The organism is Gordonia jacobaea, from assembly GCF_965344965.1.
Lineage (GTDB): Bacteria > Actinomycetota > Actinomycetes > Mycobacteriales > Mycobacteriaceae > Gordonia > Gordonia jacobaea.
On sequence record NZ_CBDRLS010000001.1, the window covers coordinates 257,339 to 275,875 of the forward strand.

The 18,537-nt window shown below is 65.4% G+C and carries 20 protein-coding genes; 12 read left to right on the forward strand and 8 right to left on the reverse strand.

Annotation, left to right across the window (positions count from 1 at the left end):
* Positions 1–210: 210 nt before the first annotated feature.
* Both ACRVY7_RS01145 and ACRVY7_RS01150 read left to right on the forward strand, forming a co-directional pair.
* Entirely contained in the window at positions 211–828 is a 618-nt protein-coding gene (locus ACRVY7_RS01145; RefSeq protein ID WP_431816369.1) for a ClpP family protease, read from the forward strand.
* Entirely contained in the window at positions 825–1,427 is a 603-nt protein-coding gene (locus tag ACRVY7_RS01150) for a ClpP family protease (RefSeq protein WP_049699665.1), read from the forward strand. The genes ACRVY7_RS01145 and ACRVY7_RS01150 overlap by 4 nt, the downstream gene beginning before the upstream one ends.
* A 155-nt stretch (positions 1,428–1,582) precedes the next feature.
* Here ACRVY7_RS01150 and ACRVY7_RS01155 read toward each other — a convergent pair whose 3' ends face one another.
* The 3 genes from ACRVY7_RS01155 to ACRVY7_RS01165 form a co-directional block, all read right to left on the reverse strand.
* Positions 1,583–1,999 carry a helix-turn-helix domain-containing protein gene (locus ACRVY7_RS01155; protein ID WP_431815688.1) on the reverse strand — a complete coding sequence of 139 codons (417 nt, stop codon included), beginning with the start codon at positions 1,997–1,999 and terminating at the stop codon, positions 1,583–1,585.
* 89 nt (positions 2,000–2,088) lie between these two features.
* Positions 2,089–3,183, reverse strand: coding sequence for a 3-deoxy-7-phosphoheptulonate synthase (locus tag ACRVY7_RS01160; protein WP_049699667.1), 1,095 nt, complete (start codon positions 3,181–3,183; stop codon positions 2,089–2,091).
* A 283-nt stretch (positions 3,184–3,466) separates the two neighbouring features.
* Positions 3,467–3,913: an Lrp/AsnC family transcriptional regulator gene (locus ACRVY7_RS01165; RefSeq protein ID WP_039993353.1), complete on the reverse strand. Its 447-nt coding sequence runs from the start codon at positions 3,911–3,913 to the stop codon at positions 3,467–3,469.
* Between the two features lie 97 nt (positions 3,914–4,010).
* Here ACRVY7_RS01165 and rocD point away from each other — a divergent pair, with 97 nt between their 5' ends.
* The 3 genes from rocD to ACRVY7_RS01180 all read left to right on the forward strand — a co-directional run bounded on the left by rocD (position 4,011) and on the right by ACRVY7_RS01180 (position 7,584).
* A complete protein-coding gene (gene rocD, locus ACRVY7_RS01170; RefSeq protein WP_431815689.1) occupies positions 4,011–6,059 on the forward strand; it encodes an ornithine--oxo-acid transaminase in 2,049 nt (682 codons plus the stop codon).
* Positions 6,060–6,142: 83 nt separating this feature from the next.
* Positions 6,143–6,772 (forward strand): histidine phosphatase family protein, encoded by a 630-nt coding sequence (locus tag ACRVY7_RS01175; RefSeq protein ID WP_049699668.1) that lies wholly within the window; start codon positions 6,143–6,145, stop codon positions 6,770–6,772.
* Entirely contained in the window at positions 6,769–7,584 is an 816-nt protein-coding gene (locus tag ACRVY7_RS01180; RefSeq protein WP_431815690.1) for a patatin-like phospholipase family protein, read from the forward strand. The genes ACRVY7_RS01175 and ACRVY7_RS01180 overlap by 4 nt, the downstream gene beginning before the upstream one ends.
* Positions 7,585–7,625: 41 nt before the next feature.
* Here ACRVY7_RS01180 and ACRVY7_RS01185 read toward each other — a convergent pair whose 3' ends face one another.
* Genes ACRVY7_RS01185 through mca form a run of 3 tightly spaced genes read right to left on the reverse strand, consistent with a single transcriptional unit; the run spans position 7,626 to position 10,944 of the window.
* Positions 7,626–9,638: a thioredoxin domain-containing protein gene (locus ACRVY7_RS01185; RefSeq protein ID WP_431815691.1), complete on the reverse strand. Its 2,013-nt coding sequence runs from the start codon at positions 9,636–9,638 to the stop codon at positions 7,626–7,628.
* 59 nt (positions 9,639–9,697) lie between these two features.
* Positions 9,698–10,060: a hypothetical protein gene (locus ACRVY7_RS01190; RefSeq protein ID WP_431815692.1), complete on the reverse strand. Its 363-nt coding sequence runs from the start codon at positions 10,058–10,060 to the stop codon at positions 9,698–9,700.
* Positions 10,057–10,944 (reverse strand): mycothiol conjugate amidase Mca, encoded by an 888-nt coding sequence (gene mca, locus ACRVY7_RS01195; RefSeq protein ID WP_231894167.1) that lies wholly within the window; start codon positions 10,942–10,944, stop codon positions 10,057–10,059. Before mca ends, ACRVY7_RS01190 begins: the two co-directional genes overlap by 4 nt.
* 84 nt (positions 10,945–11,028) lie before the next feature.
* Between mca and ACRVY7_RS01200 the strand changes: the two genes are divergently transcribed.
* From ACRVY7_RS01200 to greA, 3 genes are all read left to right on the forward strand, one after another.
* On the forward strand, positions 11,029–11,502 hold the full coding sequence (locus ACRVY7_RS01200) for a DUF4307 domain-containing protein (RefSeq protein WP_064869588.1): 474 nt from the start codon (positions 11,029–11,031) through the stop codon (positions 11,500–11,502).
* Between the two features lie 113 nt (positions 11,503–11,615).
* Complete coding sequence (locus ACRVY7_RS01205) at positions 11,616–12,323, forward strand: queuosine precursor transporter (RefSeq protein WP_064869615.1); 708 nt, start codon at positions 11,616–11,618, stop codon at positions 12,321–12,323.
* A gap of 233 nt (positions 12,324–12,556) precedes the next feature.
* The gene (gene greA, locus ACRVY7_RS01210) at positions 12,557–13,048 is read left to right on the forward strand and encodes a transcription elongation factor GreA (RefSeq protein WP_049699673.1); all 492 of its coding nucleotides are present in this window, start codon (positions 12,557–12,559) and stop codon (positions 13,046–13,048) included.
* 92 nt (positions 13,049–13,140) lie between these two features.
* Here the strand turns inward: greA and ACRVY7_RS01215 are convergent, their stop codons facing one another.
* Positions 13,141–13,914: a DUF4352 domain-containing protein gene (locus tag ACRVY7_RS01215; RefSeq protein ID WP_431815693.1), complete on the reverse strand. Its 774-nt coding sequence runs from the start codon at positions 13,912–13,914 to the stop codon at positions 13,141–13,143.
* A 202-nt stretch (positions 13,915–14,116) separates the two neighbouring features.
* Here ACRVY7_RS01215 and ACRVY7_RS01220 point away from each other — a divergent pair, with 202 nt between their 5' ends.
* Positions 14,117–14,998, forward strand: coding sequence for an SGNH/GDSL hydrolase family protein (locus tag ACRVY7_RS01220; protein WP_431815694.1), 882 nt, complete (start codon positions 14,117–14,119; stop codon positions 14,996–14,998).
* Between the two features lie 130 nt (positions 14,999–15,128).
* Here ACRVY7_RS01220 and ACRVY7_RS01225 read toward each other — a convergent pair whose 3' ends face one another.
* Positions 15,129–16,031, reverse strand: coding sequence for a hypothetical protein (locus ACRVY7_RS01225; protein WP_431815695.1), 903 nt, complete (start codon positions 16,029–16,031; stop codon positions 15,129–15,131).
* Positions 16,032–16,197: 166 nt separating this feature from the next.
* Here ACRVY7_RS01225 and ACRVY7_RS01230 point away from each other — a divergent pair, with 166 nt between their 5' ends.
* The 3 genes from ACRVY7_RS01230 (at position 16,198) to ACRVY7_RS01240 (ending at position 18,526) form a co-directional block, all read left to right on the forward strand.
* Positions 16,198–16,527: a hypothetical protein gene (locus tag ACRVY7_RS01230; RefSeq protein WP_431815696.1), complete on the forward strand. Its 330-nt coding sequence runs from the start codon at positions 16,198–16,200 to the stop codon at positions 16,525–16,527.
* Positions 16,528–16,649: 122 nt separating this feature from the next.
* Complete coding sequence (locus tag ACRVY7_RS01235; RefSeq protein WP_431815697.1) at positions 16,650–17,690, forward strand: ATP-binding cassette domain-containing protein; 1,041 nt, start codon at positions 16,650–16,652, stop codon at positions 17,688–17,690.
* Positions 17,690–18,526, forward strand: coding sequence for an ABC transporter permease (locus tag ACRVY7_RS01240; protein WP_431815698.1), 837 nt, complete (start codon positions 17,690–17,692; stop codon positions 18,524–18,526). The genes ACRVY7_RS01235 and ACRVY7_RS01240 overlap by 1 nt, the downstream gene beginning before the upstream one ends.
* Positions 18,527–18,537 lie beyond the last annotated feature (11 nt).

Sequence of the window (18,537 nt, forward strand, 5' to 3'; positions counted from 1 at the left end):
TTGTCGTCCGACCGCTGGGAAGCGGACTATCGGGTGAGCGATTCGATTGCCGCGCCGAACGTTTCGCTGCACCGCCGAGCGCAGATCACGATTCCGTCAGGCCGCCGGACATCGACGTGGTCTGACCCGACTGCTCTGCTCTGTGCGGAATCGTGCCGCTCTGAGCGGAACCGACGTGACCGATGTCGGTCCACCACCGACGATCGGTGCATGACCGATGAACAACGACCACTGCCACTACGCAAGCGCACCGCGGAAAGCCTCTTCGGACAACGCATCCTGACACTCGACTCCCCACTCGACGACGAGATCGGCACGCAACTGTGCTCGCAACTCGTCATGCTCTCCGACGACGATCCTGTCGCCGACATCGCGCTCTGGATCAACTCGCCGGGTGGTTCGGTGCCCGCGATGCTCGCGATCACCGACATCATGCGCCTGATTCCCAACGACGTGATCACCGTCAACCTCGGAATGGCCTACAGTGCAGGACAATTCCTGCTGTGCAACGGCACCCGGGGCAAGCGGTTCATCACGCCGCATGCCAAAGTCCTGCTGCACCAGGGATCTGCGGGCATCGGCGGCTACGCACCCGACATCGAACTGCAGGCCGACGACCTACGCCACGTCCGCGACACCGTACTCACCATCATCGCGGAGCAGACCGGACAGACCCGCGAGACGATCTTCGACGATTCGCTGCGCGATCACGTCTTCACCGCCTCCGAATCGGTCGACTACGGATTCGTCGACCACATCGTCACCGACATCGCACAGATCCGGCCGTTATCGCCTGCCGCAACAGGTTTCGCGGTGAGCCACGCATGAGTACGTACACCATTCCCAACGTCATCACTCGTACCCCGCAGGGCGAACGGGTCATGGATGTCTACAGCAGGCTGCTCGACGACCGAATCCTTTACCTCGGAACCGAACTCGACGACGGCGTCGCCAATGCGCTCATCGCGCAGATCCTGCACCTCGACTCCGAGAATCCCGACATCCCGATCGAGCTGTACATCAACTCTCCGGGCGCGTCGGTGACCGCTACCTTCGCGCTCTACGACACCATGCAGTACTGCCACGCGCCGATCGCCACGACCTGTGTGGGACAGGCACTCTCGTCGACGGCACTACTGCTGGCCGCAGGCACACCTGGCCAGAGGTCGGTACTCCCCCATGCCAGGGTCCTGCTCCACCAGCCGTCGGGTCAGGGCCGTGGCACGATCCCAGATCTGATCCTCGCCGCCGAGGAGATCCTGCGGATCCGTGAGGAAATAGAACAGGCACTGAGTCGGCACACCGGGCGCGACATCGAGACGCTGCGTCACGACACCGACCGGGACCGTGTGCTGCGGGCCGAGGAGATCGTCGAGTACGGGCTCGCCGATCAGGTCATCGATGCCAGGGCCAGAACGGTTCGGTGATCGTCGGGCGCACTCTCGACGCGAGGGGGTGCACTCTCGACGCGACGGGGCGCCCAGTCGACGGTATTAGACGCCCAGTCGGCTGAACGGAGCGCCCAGTCGACCGGATACCGTGCCCAGTCGGCTGAACGGAGCGCCCAGTCGGCCGGCGCCGGTTACGCCGCCAGCGCGACCGGGCCACGCATGCGCGAGAGCGGCATGATCGGTTGCGTTGCGGCGGGGGTCGAACCGGCGGGGATCGAACGCAGCGTGACGGGGCGGGCCGCCGCGCCTGCCCCGCGGGCCGCGCCGACGACACTCTCGACGCGCGCAAGCTCGGCGGCGACCTCGCGAGCGAGATCGAGCAGGCTGAGTTCGAGAGCCCCGGCTACTGCCGCAAGCAACTCCGACGAGGCGTCCTTGCGGCCACGCTCGATCTCGGACAGATACTGGCTCGAGACGCCTGCTCGGCGCGCGGTCTCGACGAGTCGCTCGCCGCGCTCGTGGCGGTGTCGACGCAGCACGCGCCCGGTGACCTCACGCCAGAGCGGTTCCGGTGACGGCTGGGTGTGCGAGTCGTACCTCGATGCCATGCAATCGAGCGTAGGTCACCTCTGCTGCGGGCAGCCGTCCCTTCTGCTCTGGGCAGAACGGCAACAACAGCAGACCGCGACCCTGCCCGTCAGCTACGCGCGAGGTCGGCGAGCACGCGTGCGCTCGACTCCCAGTCCATGCACTTGTCGGTGACCGACTTGCCGTACACGAGCGGCTGGGCGTCGGGCGACTGCGCACCGGCTTCGAGGAAGCTCTCCAGCATCACGCCGCTGATCAACGGAGCGTGTCCCGCGGCACGGCGTGTCCGGATCGACGCCGCGATCTCGGCGGCGACCTGCGCCTGACGGATGTGGTCCTTGCCGGAGTTGGCGTGGCTGCAGTCGATCATGACCCGTGCGGGCAGGCCTGCCTTGTCGAGTGCGGCGACCGCGGATGCGACGGACTCGTCGTCGAAGTTGGGGCCGGTTGTGCCACCACGCAGGATGATGTGGCAGTCCTCGTTGCCCGCCGACTCGACGAGCGCGCCGTGACCGAAGTCGTCGACACCGAAGAACACGTGTTGCGCGGCGGCGGCATTCACTCCGTCGATGGCGACCTGGACGTTGCCGTCGGTGCCGTTCTTGAATCCGATCGGCATCGACAAACCGGATGCGAGCTGGCGGTGCACCTGCGATTCGGTTGTCCGTGCTCCGATGGCACCCCACGCGACGGCGTCGGCGATGTACTGCGGGCTCGTCGGCTCGAGGAACTCACATCCGACCGGGAGGCCGAGGTCGATGATGTCGAGCAGCAGCGACCGAGCCGTACGCAGACCGCGCTCGACGTCGAAGGTGCCGTCCATGCCGGGATCGTTGATGAGTCCCTTCCAGCCGACCGTGGTGCGCGGCTTCTCGAAGTAGACGCGCATGACGATCTTCAGGCGGTCGGAGTAGTCGTCGGCAAGTGGTGCGAGGCGTCGCGCGTAGTCGAGCGCGGCGATCGGGTCGTGCACCGAGCATGGCCCGACGACCACGAGCAGACGGTCGTCCTGGCCGGCAAGGATCGCGGCGATCTCGTCGCGGTCGGCCTGGACCCGAAGCGCTCGACGGGACGTCAGCGGCAATTCGGCGCGGATGGTGTCCGGCGACGGGATGGACCGGAAGGATCTGACGCGCCGATCGGAGGTGGAGGTCGATTCGGCCTCGTGAGCGGCCGTGGTGGCGAGATCCGGGAGGGTGGTCACTTCTGTGTTGCCTTTCGCGGGTGGTGGCCTGTCTTCTGCGACTGGGACACCCGCTTGCTTTGTCATCGGAGGCCCCTGACATGAGAAAAGCAGCGACCTTTTCGGTCACTGCTCGGGCTCCGGGTTTGTTGACGTGCGACGCAGATTCAGCGCTTCATCGCAGGCTCACCCGGAGCCTCGATAAAGAATCGCCAATAGGCGCGTACGTTGCTGGTCACGTTCGTGAGGTTAGCACGGCTACTCAGCATGGTCGAAGAGTCCCTGCTCAAGAACCCTCCCCGACTCACGGATGACCCCTGTCGATCAGCTGGCTCAGCACGATGATGGACTCGCTCCGGTCGACCGGACCCGCCTGCCGGATGCGCTCGAGTGCGTGCTCGAGATGGTGCACGTCGCGGGCCATGACACGCAGGATCGCATCGGCCTGACCGGTGATCGTGGCGGCGCTGACCACCTCGTGTATCGGCTCCCACGCGGCGGCCAGCTCCTCCGGCGAGATGTTGCCACGGCAGAAGACCTGTACGTAAGCCTCGGTGGTCCACTGCATCGCCGTCGAATCGATCACGGTGGTGAAACCTTTGATCACGCCCTCGTCGACAAGCCGATCGACCCGCCGCTTGACCGCGGGTGCCGACAGACCTACCTCGTCGCCGATCTGTGCGTACGTCGCCCGCGCATCGCGAGCCAGACATTCGAGCACCTTCTCGTCGAGTTCGTCGATCTGACGCAACTTTTCCACCCTCTGCCACCCGTGAATCGAGATAAATTAATCAAATGCGCAATTCTCGTCGATTGTTTGCGCTGCACGCTGACGATACCGTCGAATTATGACGCTGACGAGTCCACGGTTGACTGCGCCCACCGAACGCACCCCACGCACCCGCACCTATGCGATGACCCCTCCTTCCCACTACACGGTCACCTACTCGATCAACCCGTGGATGGACCCGTCCGTCCCCGTCGACGCAGAACTAGCCATGGCGCAATGGGAGTCGCTGCGTGACATCTACCGATCCCTCGGCCACTCCGTCGCACTCGTCGACGCCCAACCAGGTCTGCCCGACATGGTCTATGCCGCCAACGGCGGACTCGTCGTCGACGGAAAGGCCGTGGCAGCACGGTTCCTGCACCCCGAGCGCGCGCCGGAAGGCGAGCACTACACGGCATGGTTACACACCTGCGGCGCCGACGCTGTGCATGAGACCGTCGGCGTGCAGGAGGGCGAAGGCGACTTCCTCCTCGTCGGTCGACGCATCCTGGCGGGAACCGGGTTTCGCACACACCCCGACACTCACGCCGAAGTCGCTTCGATCACGGGACTTCCGGTTGTCGGTCTCGAACTGATCGATCCGCGCTTCTACCACCTCGACACAGCACTCGGCGTGCTCGACGACGACACAATCGCCTACTTCCCCGACGCCTTCTCACCCGCGTCGCGCGCCGTTCTCGCCGACCTCTATCCGGACGCGATCATCGCCACCGAATCCGACGCCGTCGTCCTCGGACTGAACCTCGTTTCCGACGGTCGCCACGTGGTGATGACCGATGCCGCACCGGGATTGGAGTCACGCCTGCGCGACGCAGGCTACCTACCGATCACCGTCGACCTCTCCGAACTCCTCAAAGGCGGCGGTGGCGTCAAATGCTGCACGCTAGAATTGCGGCTACCAGCGACGTCGGACGAGAACATCATGCACACGCTTGTCGAACCCCATGTGGCACACAACTATTCACCGCTGCCGGTCACTGCGGCGACCGCTGAGGGAGCGTGGATCACCGACGTCGACGGCCGGCGTTACCTCGACGCGCTCGGCGCCTACTCCGCGGTCAACTTCGGCCACCGCAACCCCGAGATCGTCGCGGCCGCAAAGGCACAACTCGATCGCGTCACGCTCACCAGTCGCGCGTTCGGCTCCGACGCACTCGAACCGTTCTGCGCGGCGCTCGCCGAACTGTGCGGCAAGGAGATGGTGCTTCCGATGAACACCGGCGCCGAGGCCGTCGAATCTGCACTCAAGGTGGCCCGCAAGTGGGGATACGACGTGAAAGGCGTTGCACCGGGACACGCGACGGTCATCGTGGCGGGCGGCAACTTCCACGGCCGCACGATCAGCATCGTGAGTTTCAGCGACGACGAGGACGCGCGCGGCGGATTCGGGCCATTCACACCGGGTTTCACGCGTGTGCCGTTCGGTGACGCCGCCGCGCTGGCCGACGCCATCGACGACACCACGGTCGCCGTGCTGATCGAACCGATCCAGGGCGAGGCCGGCATCATCGTCCCGCCCGACGACTACCTGCCCGAGGTCCGTCGACTCTGCACCGAGAACAACGTGCTGATGATCGCCGACGAAATCCAGTCGGGTCTCGGTCGGACCGGCACGACGTTCGCATGTGAGCACTGGGGCGTGGTGCCCGACGTCTACACACTCGGCAAGGCACTCGGCGGAGGTGTACTCCCGGTGTCGGCCGTGGTTGCCGACCGAGATGTGCTCGGAGTACTCCACCCCGGACAGCACGGTTCGACGTTCGGTGGAAACCCTCTCGCGGCCGCCGTCGGGCACACCGTTGTCCGCATGCTCGCCGAGGGCACCTGGCAGGCACGCGCAGCCGAACTCGGCGAACACCTCCACGCCCGCCTGCGCGAATTCGTCGGACACGGCGTCATCGCCGTCCGCGGCAAAGGACTGTGGGCAGGCATCGACATCGACCCCGACCTCGGCACAGGCAAAGAACTCTGCCTGCGTCTCGCCGCAGGCGGCGTACTCGCCAAGGACACCCACGGTTCGACGATCCGCCTCGCACCACCGATCGTCGTCACGCACGACGAGATCGACTGGCTCGTCGAGCGATTCGCGGAGGCGCTGAGCAGCTGAGCGCTGCTCGTCACGCACCGATCGCAGCGACATGCACACAGAATTACTGCGGCCACTTCGAGGACGCCACTAGCATCGGAAACATGACCGACCCTCGGCACGACGCCACCCACCACGTGCTCCTCATCCGCCACGGACAGACCGAATGGTCGCTGACAGACCGGCACACCGGCCGCACCGACATCGATCTGACCCCGAAGGGCGAGGAGGATGCGCGAGCGCTGAAAGGGATCGAGAACCGCTCGGGACTCACCGATCCGTGGGTCATGGCGTCGCCCCGGAAGCGCGCCCAGCGCACCGCACAGCTCGCCGGACTGCACGTCGACGAGACCAGCGAGCTGTTCGCCGAGTGGGACTACGGCGACTACGAGGGCCTGACCCGCGCTCAGATCCACGAGCGCTACGACCCCGACTGGACGATCTGGACCGGCGGCGGCCGCAACGGCGAGTCCGTCTCCGACATGACAACGCGTGTCGACGCCGCCGTCGACCACGTCGAGGAGCGTTTCGAGAAGTCCGACGTCATCGTGGTCTCGCACGGACACTTCTCGCGGTCGTTCATCTGCCGATTTCTCGGGTGGCCGATCAGCCAGGGCGCCAACATCGACCTGCGCCCGGCGGGCAGCGCACTGTTGAGCGATCACGCGGGTGATCGACGGCTCGTCGAGCTACGCGGACCAGAAGGCGCACGCCCGCGCACCGGCTCCCTGTGACCCCATCGACGGCGCTGGTACTCGGTGGTGGTGGCCTGCTCGGCATCGGTTGGATGACAGGTGTTCTGGCCGCGCTCGAGGAATCCAGCACTCTGGTCGCGGCCGACGCCGACGTCGTCATCGGGACGTCCGCGGGTTCGGCGACTGGGGCTGCAGTGCTCCAATCCGGCTCGGCATCCACTCTTTTCGAGTCCATGACGCGTAAGTCGCGCCGCAACGCGGAGCTGACGCCCACGGGCGATCTGGCCGCACCGATGCAGGCCTTCGCGTCTATCGCCGCATCAACCGCGCCCGATCCCGAACGCGCGCAACGTTTTGTCGCATTGTCGGATGCGCTGTCGACGGCCGATCCGCACGCACGCCGTGACGCCGTCGAGTCGAGATTGTCCGGAACGACGTGGCCAATCGCCTTGCGGGTCACGGCACTACGATCCGACGGCCGACTCGTGGTCTTCGGGTCGGACTCGGGCGTCGATCTCATCGATGCGGTGACCGCGAGCTGTGCGGTACCCGGAATCTGGCCGACGGTCACCATCGCCGGGGCGACCTACGTCGACGGCGGCTCGTTGAGCCCCACCAACGCACACCTCGCCGAGGACGTCGAGCGCGTCGTCGTTCTCGCGCCGATGGTCGACGATCCGGCGATGGCTCGGCCCGATATCGCAGCGGTTCTGGAGAGGGCCACAGTCATTTCGCCGTCGCCCACCACGCTGAGCCGCTCCGGCGAAAACCCCTTCGATCCCGACATCCGCGGCCTGGCAGCGGTTCTCGGCTACGACGACGGGCTCGAGGCACTCTCACTGCTGCGCTGAATGTGCCCGTTCGCTCGGGCAGTCGCCGCGCACACGCGTCGTCAGGTCGCCGCTGATCTGGCCAGCGAAGCGGCCAGATCGTGCGCGTCGACCACCGGGAGGTCGCACACCGTGCCGCGGCAGACGTAAGCGGCGTCGTGTCCCTTGACCGGCCCGCGGCCGTCGAGCAGGGGCTGCGAATCGCGCGCACCCGATACGACGACCGCTCCACCGGGCGCGAGTCGTCGTGCCGCCGTGGCCAATTCGCCTGCGCTGCGGGAGTCTTCGGCGATCGCGACCTGGATCGGCCCATCCTGGCGCGCCTCGGCAACGGCAAGCCAATGCCCCGCTGAACGGGGCACTTTGGCCAAGAGCACGCTGCCACGCGTCAACGTCTCGTCGACGATGCTCGCGTAACGGGTCGCGGGACCCATCCGCGCGAGGGCCGACGCGATGAGCGCGGCCTCGGCCACAAGCGAGGCACCCGACGGTGTCGCACCGTCTGCCGGATCCCGGGGCCGCGCGATGAGTGTTCCCTGCGCGGCGTCGAACCAGGCTCCCGCCTCGTCGGGGTCGGCGAATGTCTCGATCGCCTCGTCGAGCAACGCCAAACCCTTGTCGCACCAACTCGTTTCGCCCGTGACCTGGCAGACGGTCAGCATCGCGGTGACCAGTGCGGCGTGGTCGTCGAGTGCAGCCACCGGCACACCGACAACTCCGCCGAGAGATGAGCGCCGCAGTTGTCCGTCGACGAGATGGGTGTCGACGAGCTCGGTCAGCACCTCGATGGCCAGTTCCACCCAGTCGGGATGATCCAGAGCCGCGCCGGCCTCGGCGAGTGCGGTGACCGCCATGGCATTCCACCCCGTCACCACCTTGTCGTCGCGCGGGGGTTGCGGGCGCGACGCCCGCGCAGTGAGGAGTCGACGCCTGACGTCCGCGTACCTGTCGGTGTCTTCGGGGTCGGTGCGCAGCTGCAGCGTCGACGCACCGTGTTCGAAGGTTCCCGCCTCGGTGACGCCGAAAAGCGCTGCGGCCCACTCGCCGTCCTCGTCACCGAGAACCTCGCGCAACTCGGCGGGAGTCCACACGTAGGTCGAGCCCTCGACGCCTGCGGCATCGGCGTCGAGCGACGAGGCGAACCCACCGGCGACACGCAGATCCCGACGCAGAAAGTCGACGATCTCCTCGGCGATCCGGCCGGGCAGCGGGTCGTCGACGATTCTCGCGAGATGTCCGTACACGCGGAGCAACTGGGCGTTGTCGTAGAGCATCTTCTCGAAATGCGGTACCACCCAGTCGTTGTCGACCGCATACCGCGAGAAGCCACCGCCGAGTTGGTCGTAGATTCCACCACGGGCCATCGCATCGGTTGTGCGCATCACGGCTTGCAGAGGCGCGGCGTCGGCTGACCGCTCGTAGTGCCGCAGCAGACCTTCGAGCAACGCGGACGGTGGAAACTTCGGCGCCCCACCGAATCCACCCGAGACCCGGTCCTCGTCGCCGAGCACGGTGGTGACCGCGTAGTCGAGTAGCCGTTCATCGACGTCGACACCGCCCGCCGGAAGTGCGGACGCGGCGTCGGATAAGGCTTCTCGGACACGTGAACCCATCGACTCGATCTCGCTGCGCCGCGTCGTCCACGCCTGCGTCACCGCTGAGAGGATCTGCCGGAACGACGGCATTCTGCCGCGTGGGGTGTCGGGAAAGTACGTGCCGCAGTAGAAGGGCTCACCAGAAGGGGTGAGAAAGCACGTCATCGGCCAGCCGCCCTGGCGAGTCATCGCGACCGTCGCGTTCATGTAGATCGCGTCGATGTCCGGACGTTCTTCGCGGTCGACTTTGATGCAGACGAAGTCGCGGTTCATCTGAGCGGCGGTGTCTGCGTCCTCGAAGGACTCGTGCGCCATCACGTGACACCAGTGGCATGCCGCATAGCCCACCGAGAGCAATACCGGGACGTCGCGCCGAACCGACTCCTCGAGCGCGGCGTCGGACCACTCGCGCCAGTCGACGGGATTGTCAGCGTGCTGCCGGAGGTAGGGGCTCGACGATTCGCTCAGTTGATTCGGCATATCCGATCCGCTCCGTCGCGAGAGTCGTTGGGGTCCCTGCTACCGGTCGAACTACAAGGTCAGGTGGCGCCGGAGTCCCGTCGCACCGCGGGGTCGGCGGTGGTATCGGCGCTGACCGAGACCCCGTTTCCGGTTCCCGTCGCCGTGGCGCGGCCTTCTGCCTGTGCGGCTCGCTCGGAGTCGCTATCCGCAACACCAGCACCGGCCGCGTCCGTGCCCTCGTCGAACGCCTGGTCGGCTTCGGGATGGTTGGCGTCGAACGACTTCGGCAGCTTGCGGAGTTGCTTGTTCATCGAACGGATCAGCAAGGCGGTGCCAATGAGCAGGACCACGATCACCAGCAGACCGATCGGCGAGGCCTTGCCGAACTCGGGTCCCTGAGGTTGCTGTGCGGCCAACACCGCGATTGTCGAGAACGTCATGACGTCGCCTGCTCCCCAACCCCGACGGCTTCGTCGTCGAGCGATACACCTGTGAACAGGTCTGTTTCCGGAATCGCGGTGGTCACCCGCGTCTGTGCCAACTCGTACTCCTCGGTGGGCCAGAGTCGCTGCTGCCACTCGAGCGGGACCGCGAAGAACATGCCGTTGGGATCGATCTGTGTCGCGTGCGCACGCAGTGCGTCGTCGCGCTGCGGGAAATACTCCGCGCATTCGACCTGGGTGGTCACGCGTCCCATGAGATCGCCGCGACTGGGATCCCACTTGGAGAGCCACTCGGCAAATGGACTCTCCTGGCCGCTCTTCTCGAACTCCTCGGAGAACAGCACCATGCGGTCCCGGATGAATCCGTGCGTGTAATACAGCTTCGACACCGTCCACGGCTCGCCCGCGTCGGGGAATGCCGCCGGGTCGCCGGCGGCCTCGAACGCCGCCACCGACACCTTGTGGCACATGATGTGGTCGGGATGGGGATATCCACCGTGCTCGTCGTAGGTGATCATCACGTGCGGGCGGAACTCGCGGACCAGCTCAACCAGCTTCTCCGTCGGCACCTCCACCGGCAACGTCGCAAACGAGCCCTCCGGCAGCGGAGGCAACGGGTCGCCTTCTGGCAGGCCTGAGTCGACGTAGCCGAGCCACGTCTGCTCGACGCCGAGCGCAGCGGCAGCTTTCGCCATCTCCTCTTTGCGGACCTCGGTCATCCGCTCCTTGATCCCGGGACGATCCATCGCCGGGTTCAAGATGTCGCCGCGTTCGCCACCGGTGAGGGTCACGATGAGGACCTCGTTGCCCTCCGCGGCGTATTTGGCCGATGTGGCCGCGCCCTTGCTCGACTCGTCGTCGGGATGGGCATGCACTGCCATCAGACGGTAGCCGCCCTGCGTGCGCGATTCGGTCACGGTTCCTCGCCTTCGGATACGTACTCCTCTCATGGTAGGTATTGACCCGTGAACAGTTCAGACGGGGGCACGCCGCAGGAACCCGACCTGCACAAACAACCGCGTAGCGGACCGCGTGCCACCTATCCCGTTGCACAGTCGGCCCGGAGTCGGCGCCTGTGGTTCATCGCATCGGCAGTCACGGTTGTGGTCCTCGGTGTGATCCTGGCCGCAATCGGCTACAACAAGTTCGCCGATCCCGATGTCAGCGGACAGGCGACCGGCTACGAGATCCTCGACGACTCATCGGTCGCCGTGCTGTACACGGTGACCCGCAAGGACCCGACCCAGCCGGTGGCATGCGTTGTCCGCGCCAGGGTCAAGGACGGCTCGGAGGCGGGGCGTCGTGAGGTTCTCGTACCGCCGGGCACCCAGCAGCAGGGACTGCGCACCGTCATCAAGACGTCCGGGCCGCCGGTCATCGGTGAGGTGTTCGGCTGCAGCACCGACGTACCCGCATACCTGACCTCCTCCGCGTCGTGACAGAAGAGCGTCCCGTGCCGACGTCGGCCACTCCAGACGGTGACCGCGGCGTACGCGACGCGCCGGGTAAACACGACAAGAGGGGAAGACCGGACAAGGCGGTCTTCGCCCACCTGAGCAGCCCGTACTTCCCCGCGTTGGTGGCGCTGTTCATCGGTGTCATGCTCATCAGCAACATCACCGGCACCAAGGGTGTCGTGTTGTTCGACAGTTGGCTCCACCTCGACGTCGGCCCAATCCACATGAACGGCCTGGTCACCGACGGCGCGTTTTACCTCTTTCCGTTGGCATACGTCCTGGGCGACGTGATCAGCGAGGTCTACGGATTCAAGGCGATGCGCCGGACGATCCTCGCGGGCTTCGCCGTCCTCCTCTTGGCGTCACTGTGTTTCTGGGCGACCATCCACCTGCCCGCTGCCGACTTCTACGACGGCCAGGAAGCGTTCACACGCGTAGCCGGAGTGGTGCCGCAGTTCTTACTCGCCGGGTTGGCCGGCTACCTCGCAGGCGAGTTCCTCAACTCGTTCGTGCTCGTCAAAATGAAGCAACGCGCGGGCGAAAAGCGACTGTGGGCACGGCTACTCGGCTCAACCGTCGTCGGAGAATTCGCCGACACACTCGTGTTCTGTTCGATTGCCGCATCCGCCCTGGGAATATCGACCTGGGGCGACTTCATCAATTACACCGCCGTGGGATTCATTTGGAAAACGCTCGTCGAAATCCTCGTCATGCCGATCACCTACGGCGTCGTCGCATGGCTGAAACGATCTGAACCCAGCTACCAGCAGGCCCTCGCCGAGGTCAACACGACCGACGTGTGATGTGCCACATCCGTCTGGATTTGGTATCCTGACTGAATACACGGCTCCGAGAGGGGTCGTGTTGCTGCATTTAGAGCAGGCCCACACGTGCTACCGCGTGTGACATAACCAAGCACGTGCGCGCATGAAGCATGTGGGCAAACCAAGCATTTACAGCAGTCCATGTGTCCCGATTCGGGACAGTGCCCCGGTTCAGACATTGCCGGGGAGCGGACAACACAAAGGAGTGACCGATGACCGACACCCAGGTGACCTGGCTGACCCAGGAGTCGCACGACCGCCTCAAGAGCGAGCTCGACTCTCTGATCGCCAACCGTCCGGTCATTGCTGCCGAGATCAACGAGCGTCGCGAAGAGGGCGACCTCAAGGAGAACGGCGGCTACCACGCCGCCCGCGAGGAGCAGGGCCAGCAGGAAGCCCGTATCCGCCAGCTCCAGGAGTTGCTCAACAACGCGAAGGTCGGCGAGGCCCCGACACAGTCCGGCGTCGCACTGCCCGGTTCCGTCGTCACCGTGTACTACGACGGCGACAAGAGCGACGAAGAGACCTTCCTCATCGCCACCCGCGAAGAGGCACAGGCAGGCAAGCTCGAGACCTATTCGCCGAGCTCGCCGCTCGGCTCCGCACTGATCGACGCCAAGGTCGGCGACACCCGCGAATACACCGTGCCCAACGGCTCGGTGGTGAAGGTGACGCTCGTCAAGGCCGAGCCGTACCACAGCTGACCCTTACGGGACCACAGCAGGCTGAAAGGTTGCTGCGGGTTGCGGATTCCGCAGCCCACAGCAACCTTTCGTCGTATCTCACCGCGAGGTGATCAGTTCAGACGCACCTTCACGCCACCCGAGAACATCGAGTCGTGCAGCTCGATGGTCGTCGGAGTCGCATCCTTCGGCATGTCGAAGACGACCTTGGCATCGACGGTGTTGCCCGGATTGATGTTGTCCCACACCGGAATGTCGGAGCCGCCGAGGGCGATCTGCGCGGAGGTGCTCGATTCAAAACTGCGACCCTGGTCGTCGACGAGCTTCTGATCCGACGGCGAGAAGCTCTGCGGCTCCTTGCTCGTGTTCTGCACCGTCATCGAGACAACCACGAACTGCCCCTGCGCCTGCTCGGTCAGATAGGGATTGTCGCCGACACTCGACAGACCCTTCTCCACTCCCGTCACGACGAACTCGAACTTGCCGTCGCGCACCGGAGTATTGAGTCCCGCTGCGCCGCTGTCCTTTTCCGCGCCAGCGTTCTTCTGTTCGGCACCCTGCTGCGACGACCCTGCCGACGTCGAGTTCGACGACGAATCCGATTCCGACCCGCCTCCCGACACCGCAGCGATGATCACGATCAACACCACCAGCGCACCGAGAATCCACGGCCACTTGCGCCGCTTCTTGGGCGGCTGATTGACCGGCTGGCCACCGGGACCCTGAGGCGGAAAGCCGTACTGCGGCACCGTGTTCGGTGCTCCGGCAAACTGCCCGGCACCGGTCTGCGGGTACGCGTACTGGGGCACACCGGACTGGGGCGCACCCGACTGGGGCACACCGGGCTGGGGAGCGCCCGACTGGGGCGCATTCGGAGGGTTCGTCATTGGTCTTCCTTCGTTCGCGACGCCGTACGTTCGGCGACGAAGGGGACTCTATGGATCGACTCCGACAAAAACGGCCGTGTGGTGCGTCGTCTGAACGGGTGAATCCGAGTGCTCCGCGGAGCAGCCGCAAACTCGTACCCTGTCTGAGACGTGTTTGACCAAAACGTCTCGCGCGGGTGTTTCGCGATGCTAAGACTCAGGAATGAAAACGCGCATCACTCTGCGCCGAGTCGGGGTCGTCGCCGCTGCCGTGGCCGTCGGACTGCTGACCTCGGTTTCGACACCCACACTCGCCGACGCCGCCCCCGCGCCGCTCGCGTACGTCAACCTCGGAGACAGCTACTCCGCGGGTTCCGGTGTATCCCCCACCGCGCCAGACAAACCCGGCAGCTGCACGCAGTCGAGCAACAACTTCTCGCACGTGATCGCACGCCGCAATGGCTTCTCACTCAAGGACGTCAGTTGCGGTGGCGCACAGACCAAAGACTTCTTCACTCGCCAATACCCCGACGTCGCACCACAATTGCGCGCCCTACGGCCCAACACACAACTGGTCACCCTGATGATCGGAGGCAACGACGGCAACGTCTTCGCCGGCACCGTCGCGAAGTGTGTCGCAGCAGGAGTCGCCACAGGTTTCCGCGGCACGCCGTGCAAAGACCAGTACGGCTCGTCGGTGACACGCGAGATCCAGACCGCGACCTACCCGAAGATAGTGAACGCGCTCAAGGCAATTCGCGCGAAGTCGCCCAGGGCCCGCGTCGCGATCGTCAGCTACCCGCTCATCATGCCCGCGACCGCACAGGCGTGCCCCAATCTTCCTGTCGCCGCCGGCGATCTGCCTTATGCGCACGGAATCCAGACCGCACTCAACGACGCCGTGAAGCGCGCGGCCACGACAACCGGGGTGACCTACGTCGACGCCACCACACCGTCGATAGGCCACGACGGCTGCAAGCCGGTGGGCGTGCGCTGGGTTGAACCGATCTTCGGCACCGTCCAGCCGATCCCCGTGCATCCCAACGCGCTTGGCGAGCGCGAGATGGCGGGCATCGTCAGCCGGACGCTCGGCCTGGCGCGGTAACCAGCCCGGCATTCTCCACGCAAATGTGTGTCGTATCGAAGGAGTTGGGTGCTGCAGCACCCAACTCCTTCGATTCGGTCCACATCTAGGCCGGCCTCAGCACCAAGCCCGACTCCACGCCGCAGCTGACTCACGCCGCGTCGTCGCGGCGGATGGTCAGCGCTCCCGACTCGTCACCCACGTGAATATCACTGCGCCCCAACATAACTCCCAAGCGGTCGAGCATCTGGAAGAGCGGTATGCCCGACGGCGCGTCCGACATGTCGTCGCACGGCTCCACGCTGTAGTTGGCCACCTCGGTCAGCAGCGACAGCCGCCATGCCTCGCCGCGCAGTGGCTGCAGGTCGCGACTGCGGGTCAGCGGCTGCACCTCGAACGACCCGCATGTCGTCGTATCCTCCTTCGTGCACGCTCCACCGAGCCCGATGTCGGCGAACTCGGCGTGCGACCACCACAGCACACCATCGACGTCGACGGTCGGCGTGATGACACCGTTGGGTAGGGGTCCCTCCGTCATACGTGTCAGAGGCTTCTCGAAGACGAGGAGCCCCGCGCTGCCCAATTCGGGCAACACTCGAATGCTCGCACCGCCGTCCGCAGACCTCGCCTCGCTGGCGACCGACTCGGGCACCCAGATCGGCGAGACCCTCGAGAGAACTTCGGCGGACGTATCGGCGCGGCCGAGAAGTCCGCGCAGCAGCTTGTACAGGTCGACGCTCTCGATGTAGTCCTCGGCGAGATCGGCGCATTCGTCCTCGGTGAGTGCCAGACGTCCCTCTCGGTACTGATCGAATCGCGCCATCGCGTGGAGCATCCGCACGCCGACCGGACGTATGTACGCCGCCCACTCCTCGGCCAGCCCGCGGAAGGCGTCGACGAGCGCGGCCTGAACGTCGGGCATGCCCGTCGCCGCCCACGGAATCTGATTGAGCCGTCGCCCGGTGGCTGCGTGGTACTGCCGATCGCTGCCGGTGGTGCCATTGCGCGTGCGGCCGACAGTTGGCTTGCGTGACTTGTGATTTCGTCTCCCCATGCGCTGCACGCTAGGCGCGGTCACGACCGGAGTCACCGCGCCCATCCACAGGCAAGCCACACATCGCTTCGGACCACAGGTTATCCACAGCTTGGCCCCAGACCATCGCTAACCTGCGGGTTCATCGTGTAGTCAGAGCATTCAACCATCCAAAGGAGGACGGACCATGAAGATGCACAAGCAGCCAACCCCCGACGTTCCGCTCGTCGTCCTCGACGACGACGCCCTCGTTGCCCACTACGCCAAGACCCTGTTCGACGAGGGCACGCCGGTTGCCGTCGTCAGCAGCAACTACTACGACGTCGTGCCGTTCATGTTGCGCAACAACGGACACACCGTCGCACTGGTCGCCGACGTCGACGACACCACGCAACTGGCAGAGGCGATCTTGATCGTCGAGCAGCGTCTCGGGCACGTCGCAGCGGTGATCCGCTACGAGGCCGATCTCGCGACTGCACCTCACCGCAGTTCGGTGCACTCCGCATCGGCGGCGTGACCTCGCCCGCCCACCACTGAGCGCCACAGATCTCACGGCGCCCTGACACCGCGGACGCTTCGACGCCGCTGCATGACAGTTGACGTAAGGCCCACGACAGTCGCGTAGTGCAGGCTGACGCCATGACTACGACAACAACCACCACTGCGACGACGAGCGCGTCGAACCCCCTGGGTTCCGAACTTGCCATCGATGCACGCGGACTGGTCAAGCAATTCGGCTCGAACCGCGCCGTCGACGGCGTCGACCTGGCAGTTCCGACCGGCTCTGTGTACGGCGTCCTCGGCCCCAACGGAGCAGGCAAGACCACCACCGTCAGCATGCTGGCCACACTCCTGCGACCAGACGCGGGCTCAGCCACGATCTTCGGCTACGACGTCGTGCGCGACTCGACGGCCGTCCGGTCGCTGGTCGGCGTCACCGGCCAGTACGCATCGGTCGACGAAGACCTGACGGCGAGACAGAACCTCGTCGTCTTCGCCCTTCTGCTCGGCTTCTCGCGGAAAGCAGCCAAGGTCCGAGCCGACGAACTGCTCGACGAGTTCTCACTCACAGAAGCAGCAGACCGACCGCTCAAGGACTTCTCCGGTGGAATGCGTCGACGCCTCGACCTCGCGGCCAGCCTCATCGACACCCCACCACTGCTGTTCCTCGACGAGCCGACCACCGGACTCGACCCCCGCACCCGCTCCCAGATGTGGGACACCATCCGCCGACTCGTCGCAGACGGCGCCACCGTGCTGCTGACGACCCAGTACCTCGACGAGGCGGACCAACTCGCCGATCGCATCGCGGTGATCGACCACGGTCGTGTCATCGCCGACGACACCGCCGACGCCCTGAAGAACTCGGTGGGCGCGGCCACATTGCAACTCGCCCCACTCGAACGGTCCGACGCCCCGCGCGTCGCCGAGATCGTCGAACGCGTCCTGGGTGAGCCCGCGACCCTATCGGCAGAAGCAGGCAGGATTTCCGCCCCACTGCACCGCCCTGACCTCGTGCCCGACGTCCTGATCGCCATGCGCTCCGACGGCATCACCGTCGACGAGATCAACGTCCAGAAACCGAGCCTCGACGAGGTGTTCCTCACCCTCACCGGCAAACCCGCCGATTCCCACGACGCCCCCGCAGACGAAGAAGCCACGCAAGAGGAGAACCTCTGATGACCACAACACTTCCCCGAACCGTCACACCCAATGCCATCACCACCGGAGCCATCCGAGCACGAGCGAAACAGTCCGTCTCTCTCGCGGAGACCGCACGCCAGTCGCTGACCATGGCCTACCGCGGTGTGCTCAAACTCCGGCACAACCCCGAGCAACTGTTCGACGTGACCATCATGCCGATCATCTTCACGGTGATGTTCACCTACATCTTCGGCGGTGCCATCAGTGGCAACGTCTCGTCGTATCTTCCCGTCATCATCCCGGGAATCCTCGTGCAGACCGTGGTGATGAGCTCCATCGTGACCGGAACACAGTTGCGTGAAGACATGGACAAGGGCGTCTTCGACAGATTCCGCTCGCTGCCGATCGCACGCATCAGTCCGCTGGCGGGAGCTCTTCTCGCCGACGTGATCCGCTACCTCATCGCGAGCATCATCACCGTCGTGATGGGCCTGATCATGGGCTGGCGCCCCAACGCCGTCGGCGTCATCGCGTCGGTTGTCCTGGTCATGGTGTGCAGCTTCGCCGTCTCCTGGATCTTCGCACTCATGGGTTGCATGATGAGCAAAGCCTCTGCCGTACAAGGAATCTCGATGCTCGTCGTGTTCCCGCTGACCTTCATGTCGAACGCGTTCGTTCCCGTCGACACGATGCCGGGCTGGTTGCAGGCATTCGTGAACGTGAATCCGGTGAGCCACCTCGTCACCGCGGTGCGTGAGCTCACCGCGACCGGACACGCGGGCATCCACGTGGTGTGGGCGCTGGCAGGCGCAGCGGTCATCACCGCGGTCTTCGCTCCGCTCGCCGTGCGCGCCTACATGCGCAACGCCTGACCAACACGCAC

Excerpts from the sequence above, each read along its gene's own strand:
- ACRVY7_RS01145 (WP_431816369.1), top strand. The coding sequence starts at position 211 with ATGACCGATGAACAACGACCACTGCCACTACGCAAGCGCACCGCGGAA.
- ACRVY7_RS01150 (WP_049699665.1), top strand. The coding sequence starts at position 825 with ATGAGTACGTACACCATTCCCAACGTCATCACTCGTACCCCGCAGGGC.
- ACRVY7_RS01155 (WP_431815688.1), bottom strand. The coding sequence starts at position 1,999 with ATGGCATCGAGGTACGACTCGCACACCCAGCCGTCACCGGAACCGCTC.
- rocD (WP_431815689.1), top strand. The coding sequence starts at position 4,011 with ATGACGCTGACGAGTCCACGGTTGACTGCGCCCACCGAACGCACCCCA.
- ACRVY7_RS01175 (WP_049699668.1), top strand. The coding sequence starts at position 6,143 with ATGACCGACCCTCGGCACGACGCCACCCACCACGTGCTCCTCATCCGC.
- ACRVY7_RS01185 (WP_431815691.1), bottom strand. The coding sequence starts at position 9,638 with ATGCCGAATCAACTGAGCGAATCGTCGAGCCCCTACCTCCGGCAGCAC.
- ACRVY7_RS01190 (WP_431815692.1), bottom strand. The coding sequence starts at position 10,060 with ATGACGTTCTCGACAATCGCGGTGTTGGCCGCACAGCAACCTCAGGGA.
- mca (WP_231894167.1), bottom strand. The coding sequence starts at position 10,944 with ATGGCAGTGCATGCCCATCCCGACGACGAGTCGAGCAAGGGCGCGGCC.
- greA (WP_049699673.1), top strand. The coding sequence starts at position 12,557 with ATGACCGACACCCAGGTGACCTGGCTGACCCAGGAGTCGCACGACCGC.
- ACRVY7_RS01215 (WP_431815693.1), bottom strand. The coding sequence starts at position 13,914 with ATGACGAACCCTCCGAATGCGCCCCAGTCGGGCGCTCCCCAGCCCGGT.
- ACRVY7_RS01220 (WP_431815694.1), top strand. The coding sequence starts at position 14,117 with ATGAAAACGCGCATCACTCTGCGCCGAGTCGGGGTCGTCGCCGCTGCC.
- ACRVY7_RS01225 (WP_431815695.1), bottom strand. The coding sequence starts at position 16,031 with ATGGGGAGACGAAATCACAAGTCACGCAAGCCAACTGTCGGCCGCACG.
- ACRVY7_RS01230 (WP_431815696.1), top strand. The coding sequence starts at position 16,198 with ATGAAGATGCACAAGCAGCCAACCCCCGACGTTCCGCTCGTCGTCCTC.
- ACRVY7_RS01235 (WP_431815697.1), top strand. The coding sequence starts at position 16,650 with ATGACTACGACAACAACCACCACTGCGACGACGAGCGCGTCGAACCCC.
- ACRVY7_RS01240 (WP_431815698.1), top strand. The coding sequence starts at position 17,690 with ATGACCACAACACTTCCCCGAACCGTCACACCCAATGCCATCACCACC.